At 62.3% G+C, this 2252-nt stretch carries 3 protein-coding genes; all 3 read left to right on the top strand.

The features are described from left to right. The first annotated feature begins 1 nt into the window (after nt 1). A complete protein-coding gene (gene tnpA / locus FSO04_RS45570) occupies nt 2-466 on the top strand; it encodes an IS66-like element accessory protein TnpA (RefSeq protein ID WP_154567978.1) in 465 nt (154 codons plus the stop codon). Further along, nucleotides 466-819 (top strand): IS66 family insertion sequence element accessory protein TnpB, encoded by a 354-nt coding sequence (tnpB, locus tag FSO04_RS45565; protein ID WP_154567977.1) that lies wholly within the window; start codon nt 466-468, stop codon nt 817-819. Before tnpA ends, tnpB begins: the two co-directional genes overlap by 1 nt. A 90-nt stretch (nt 820-909) precedes the next feature. Next, nucleotides 910-2252 (top strand): IS66 family transposase (gene tnpC / locus FSO04_RS45560; RefSeq protein WP_154567976.1); only part of this gene is annotated, 1343 nt, incomplete at its 3' end.

The following is a 2252-nucleotide window of genomic DNA, read 5'->3' as shown; positions in this document are numbered from 1 at the left end:
CATGACAGAAGATGACCTGAGCTTTTTGCCCTTGCGTGTGACGCGTGTCGGTGTCGGCGGCAAGCGAAGCTTCGACCCGGCGGACAAGCGACGACTGGTCGAAGCCTGTCTGCGGCCAGGCGCCTCACTATCGGGCCTCGCCCTGAAGGCGGGCGTGAACGCCAACCAGTTGCATAAATGGGTCCAGGCCCGAGAACGGGGCCAGCCTCCAATCAGGCATGACGTGCCGGTCGCATCATCAGTGTTTGTTCCAGTCGTCGCGATTGACGAGCCGACAGCGGTCATGGCGTCCGCGCCCGCGTCGCTCCGCGCCACCGGTGCAGAATCACCCTGCGTTTCGCCACGCTCAACGCGACTGGCACGGCTGTCGGCTCACCTGCCCAACGGCGTGAAGCTTGAGCTCGAATGTTCAGCAGATGACGTGGCAATCGTTAATGCGATGGTTACCGCATTGGGAGCGCGCTGATGTTCCGCTTCGAGGCGGACCTGACGGTCTTCCTGCATCGCGAACCGATCGACTTCCGGGCCGGCATCAATAGCCTCGTGACGCTCGTCGAGCAGTCCATGCAGCTCGACCCGTTTGGTCGCGCCGTCTTCGCCTTCCACAACCGCAAACGCAACCGGGTCAAACTGCTGTTCTACGATCGTAACGGTTTCTGGATGATGTTGAGGCGCCTCGAGGAAGACCACTTCGTATGGCCGCGCCGGCAGCAGAGCGTCGTCAAGCTGACGAGCGAGCAGTTGCACTGGCTCCTGGAGGGCATCGACATTGATGCTGTACGCCGCCATCCGGTACGGTCGTACCATCACGCCAGTTGAGCATCGGGCGTCGCCCGTCAGCAATAACTGGCCGGCCTGTTACAAATTCCCGTAAACCCATCGCGGGCGACACTTCGCTATCCTGGAGGCATGAACGAGGACGACTTCTCCCGATTGCCGCCGGCCGCCCAGGCCTATATCCGTGAACTCGAGACACGCAACCGCCAGCTGGGCGAACGGATTACCCAGCTCGAAGAGCAGTTTCGCCTGGCGCAGAGCAGGCGCTTCGCCCCGAGCAGCGAGAAGCTCAAGGATCGCGTCTTCGACGAGGCCGAACAGATCGCCGGCACCGAACCCGACGACATGGACGCCGGCGCCACTGACGAAGCGTTTGTACTCCCCGACACGGGTCTGCCGGATCCGCCGGCACCCATGGGAAGCAAACCGGGACGTAAGCCGTTACCGGCGCATCTGCCGCGTCAACGCATCGAATACGATCTGCCCGAGAGCGCGAAGGTATGTCCGTGCTGCGCGCACGCACTGCACCGCATGGGCGAAGAGACCAGCGAACAGCTGCATATCGAAGTAAAGGCCTCGGTGCTTCAGCACGTGCGCTTCAAATATGCATGCCGCCACTGCGAGCGTCACGCGGAGCGCACGCCGGTGATCACGGCACCCATGCCCGCCCAGCCGTTGCCGGGCAGCAATGCCAGTGCGGCGATGATTGCCACGGTCACTGCGGGCAAATACGTCGACGGAACGCCGCTATACCGGATGGCCCATGCGCTGGCACGCGCGGACATCGAAGTCGGACGCGGCACGCTGGCGAACTGGATCATCCGGCCTGCCGAGCTGCACTACAGCCGTCTGTATGAGGCGCTGCGCACAACGCTGCTGTCGCAACAGCTGATTCACGGCGACGAGACAACGGTACAGGTGCTCAAGGAGCCGGGCAAAGCCGCCCAGAGCACCTCGTATATGTGGGTGTACCGCAGTGCCGAAGACTGCCCTGAGCCCGTCGTGCTGTTCGACTACCAGCCGGGACGCGGGCAGGACTATCCCCGGACGTTCCTCTCCGGCTATAAAGGTCTGCTGATGACCGATGGATATGCCGCATGGCGCACGCTCGAAGGCCCGACGCACTTTGGTTGCCTGGCCCACGCCCGGCGTGCCTTCGTGGATGCCCTCAAGGGCATGAAGAAACCAGGCGGTCGTGCCGCACATGGACTGGAATACTTCAAGGCGCTCTACCAGGTAGAAACACTCGCAAAGGGCGATCTGCCCGAAGGCGAGACGCGGGTCGATTACACCTTCCGGTTGCGTCAGCAACATAGCGTGCCACTGCTTGAGTCGTTGCAGAAATGGCTCGATGAACAAGCGCCGCAGATTCTTCCCGAGAGCCTGCTGGGCAAGGCGATCTCATATACGCGCAACCAGTGGACATACCTCAGCCGCTATGTGAACGACGGACGCGCGCCAATCGATAACAACGT

It is taken from the genome of Paraburkholderia madseniana, from assembly GCF_009690905.1.
In the GTDB taxonomy this organism is placed as follows: Bacteria; Pseudomonadota; Gammaproteobacteria; order Burkholderiales; family Burkholderiaceae; genus Paraburkholderia; species Paraburkholderia madseniana.
The sequence above is the reverse complement of the archived record's forward strand: the minus strand, read 5'-3'. Positions and strand labels throughout refer to the sequence as shown.

Excerpts from the sequence above, each read along its gene's own strand:
- tnpA (WP_154567978.1), top strand. The coding sequence starts at position 2 with ATGACAGAAGATGACCTGAGCTTTTTGCCCTTGCGTGTGACGCGTGTC.
- tnpB (WP_154567977.1), top strand. The coding sequence starts at position 466 with ATGTTCCGCTTCGAGGCGGACCTGACGGTCTTCCTGCATCGCGAACCG.